The following is a 3,326-nucleotide window of genomic DNA, read 5'->3' as shown; positions in this document are numbered from 1 at the left end:
TCTGGGAGCACGCCTACTACCTCGACTACCAGAACGTGCGCGCCGACTACGTCACCGCCTGGTGGAACCTCGTCAACTGGTCCGACGCCGAGGCCCGCCTCCAGCGCGCCAAGACCCAGACCGCCGGGCTCATCGTCCCCTGACGACCCCGCCGCACGACACCCGGTCGGCGAGCACGACCCCGCTCCCCCACCACAACGAGATTGGTCCCGCTATCCACCGGATAGCGGGACCAACCTCGTTCTCGACGGCCGCTCAGGGCCACGACACCGTCAGTCCGCGGTCACGAAGAGGTGGCGCGTGACGTCGTCGGGCAGGTCGAGGACGGTCAGGGCGCCCTCGCCCGAGGCGGTGACGACGCCGTCGCCCACCGTGACCACGAGGGTCCGGTGCGGGAGCACGCCGGCCTCGGCGAACCGCGCGAGCAGCTCGACGTCGACCTGGATCGGCTCGGCGATGCGCTGGAGCACGACGCGCACCTCCGTGCCCGGCACCGCGCCGCGCGCGACGAGGTGCGCGCGCAGGGACACGACGCCCTGGAGGTAGCCGACCTCGGGCAGGTCCTCGCCGAGCTCGCGCAGGCCGGGGATGGGGTTGCCGTACGGGTCGTGCGCCGGGTGGTCGAGGAGCCCGACGAGGCGCCGCTCGACGAGGTCGCTCATCACGTGCTCCCACCGGCAGGCCTCGGTGTGGACGTGCTCCCAGTCGAGCTTGATGACGTCGGTGAGCAGGCGCTCGGCGAGGCGGTGCTTGCGCATGACGCGCACCGCCGTCTGCTGGCCGAGGGCCGTGAGCTCGAGCTGGCGGTCGCCCCCGACGACGACGAGGCCGTCGCGCTCCATGCGCGCCACGGTCTGCGAGACCGTCGGCCCCGAGTGCCCGAGGCGCTCGGCGATCCGCGCGCGCAGCGGGGGGATCCCCTCCTCCTGCAGCTCGTAGATCGACTTCAGGTACATCTCGGTGGTGTCGATCAGGTCGGTCACTCGGCCTCCCGCGGCAGGTACGACGCACTCTTCTCTGGAACGGTTCCAGTCTAGCGCTTTCGCCGCCGACTCCGACCGGCGGGCCGCCGCGCCTAGGGTGTCCCCGTGACCCGCCCCCGCGCCGACCGCGTCCGCCGCGCGGTCGAGGCGGCGGCCGCCCGCGACGGCATCGTGCTCGACGCCGGCCAGCGCGTTCTCCTCGACCGGCTCGCGCGGCTCGGTGACGACGTCGCCCGGGCCCGACGACGCCCCGCCCGCGGGCTGTACGTCTGGGGGCCGGTCGGGCGGGGCAAGTCCTGGCTCGCCGCGGCGTTCGTCGACGCGGTCACGCCGGAGCTCCCCGCGGGAGCCGTGCGCCGCACGCACGTCTACGACCTCTTCCGCGACCTCCATGCGGCCATCCACGCGCGCCGGGAGGCCGCCCGCGCGGAGCCGCGCGCCGCCGTCGGGCACGGAGGCCCGACGCGGGGGTGGCGCACCCGGGCGCCCCAGGTCCCGGAACCTCCTGCGCCAGAACCCCCGGGACCTGAGCCGTTGTCGTCGGACGTGCGGCCCGAGGACCGCCCGAGCGCGGTCGACGACGCGATCGACGACCTCCTGCGCGGCACGACGCTGCTCCTCCTCGACGAGCTCCACCTGCACGACACCGGCGACGCGACCCTGCTCACCCGGCTCCTGCGCCGGGCGTTCGCGGCGGGCGTCGTCGTGCTCGCGACGTCCAACTACGAGCCCGGCACGCTGCTGCCGAACCCGCTGTGGCACCACGTCGCCGAGCCCGGGATCGCCCTCTTGCGCGCGCACCTCGACGTCGTCGAGCTCGCCGGGCCCACGGACTACCGGACGCTGGGCGGGCGCGGTCGCGCCGGGTTCGCCGCGGGCGCGTGGCTCCGCCCCGGCAGGACGGCGCAGCTCGACGCCCGCGGCCTGCGCCGCCCGGGCGCGGACGAGGCGACGGCGGTGCGCACCGGGTCGCGCACGTTCCCCGTGACGGCGGCGCGCGCGGACGAGCTGTGGGTGACGTTCGACGACCTCGCGGGCCGGCCGACGTCGACCCTGGAGTACCTCGACTGGTCCGTGCGCTTCCGCCGGTGGGTCGTCACCGACGTCCCCCTGCTCACCGCCGTCGACCGCGAGGCCCAGCAGCGGTTCGTCGCGGTCGTCGACGTGCTGGTCGACGCGGACGTCGAGCTCGTCGTCACGTCGCCCCATGCGCTCGGCACCTTCCGCACCGCGCTCCCCGACCGCCCGGACGCGTTCCGCACCGCGAGCCGGCTCCAGCTCCTCACCGAGGACGCGGGCGGCGTCCCGGCGGACGACGTCCCGCACGCCTGACCGGCGCGTCCCAGGGCTCGCGTGCGGGGGTGTCGTGGGCGACGGTTACGATCGGCCGCAACCGACTCGACTGGAGGCACCTGGTGGCACGCTCCGACGGCACCGACGACGGCGGCGCGCGCGGTCAGCGCGGGCCCCGCGCGGCGGACGCGCTCACGTGCTCGTTCTGCGGCAAGTCGCAGCGGCAGGTGAAGCGGCTCATCGCGGGCCCCGCGGGCGTCTTCATCTGCGACGAGTGCGTCGCGCTCTGCCTCGAGATGGTCGAGGAGGACCGCGAGACGGAGTCGGCCGAGCAGGACATCGTCACCGGCAGCGGCCCGCTCCCCACGCCGCACGAGATCTTCGCGCACCTCAGCCGCTACGTCGTCGGGCAGGACGGCGCCAAGCGGGCGCTGGCCGTCGCGGTGCACAACCACTACAAGCGCGTGCGTGCCGCCGCTGCCGCCGAGGAGGCGGGTGAGGCTCTCGCGACCGACGACCCGGACTACGTGGAGCTGGCGAAGTCGAACATCTTGTTGATCGGTCCGACGGGGACGGGCAAGACGTATCTGGCGCAGACGTTGGCGCGGATGTTGAACGTGCCTTTTGCGATAGCGGACGCGACGGCGCTCACCGAGGCGGGGTATGTCGGTGAGGACGTGGAGAACATTCTGCTGAAGCTGGTGCAGGCGGCGGACTTCGACGTGAAGAAGGCTGAGACGGGCATCATCTACATCGACGAGATCGACAAGGTGGCGCGCAAGGCGGAGAACCCCTCGATCACGCGGGACGTGTCGGGTGAGGGTGTGCAGCAGGCGTTGTTGAAGATCATCGAGGGGACGTCGGCGTCGGTGCCGCCGCAGGGTGGTCGTAAGCACCCGCACCAGGAGTTCATCCAGGTGGATACCTCGAACGTGCTGTTCATCGTGGCGGGGGCTTTTGCGGGGTTGGACGACATCGTGGCGGCGCGGGCGCGCAAGCGGGGTGTGGGGTTTGGTGCGCCGATCGAGACGGGTGCGGGGGAGGACCTGT

The 3,326-nt window shown here is 73.3% G+C and carries 4 protein-coding genes; 3 read left to right on the top strand and 1 reads right to left on the bottom strand.

All coding sequences use genetic code 11. The annotated features are described in order from the left end of the window. Positions 1-143: Fe-Mn family superoxide dismutase (locus tag B9L22_RS19455; RefSeq protein WP_233140255.1), on the top strand; the 143-nt coding region annotated here is incomplete at its 5' end. Between the two features lie 129 nt (positions 144-272). Here B9L22_RS19455 and B9L22_RS19450 read toward each other — a convergent pair. Then, complete coding sequence (locus tag B9L22_RS19450) at positions 273-983, bottom strand: metal-dependent transcriptional regulator (protein ID WP_043659817.1); 711 nt, start codon at positions 981-983, stop codon at positions 273-275. Positions 984-1,088: 105 nt separating this feature from the next. Between B9L22_RS19450 and zapE the strand changes: the two genes are divergently transcribed. Both zapE and clpX read left to right on the top strand, forming a co-directional pair. Further along, a complete protein-coding gene (gene zapE / locus B9L22_RS19445; RefSeq protein WP_086151581.1) occupies positions 1,089-2,315 on the top strand; it encodes an AFG1/ZapE family ATPase in 1,227 nt (408 codons plus the stop codon). Between the two features lie 83 nt (positions 2,316-2,398). After that, on the top strand, positions 2,399-3,326 hold a 928-nt coding region (gene clpX / locus B9L22_RS19440; protein ID WP_143317411.1), incomplete at its 3' end, for an ATP-dependent Clp protease ATP-binding subunit ClpX.

The sequence above is a fragment of the Cellulosimicrobium sp. KWT-B genome, assembly GCF_002127155.1.
GTDB classification, from domain to species: domain Bacteria; phylum Actinomycetota; class Actinomycetes; order Actinomycetales; family Cellulomonadaceae; genus Cellulosimicrobium; species Cellulosimicrobium funkei.
Note: the sequence above shows the minus strand (reverse complement) of the source record. Positions and strands in the feature narration are given on the sequence as shown.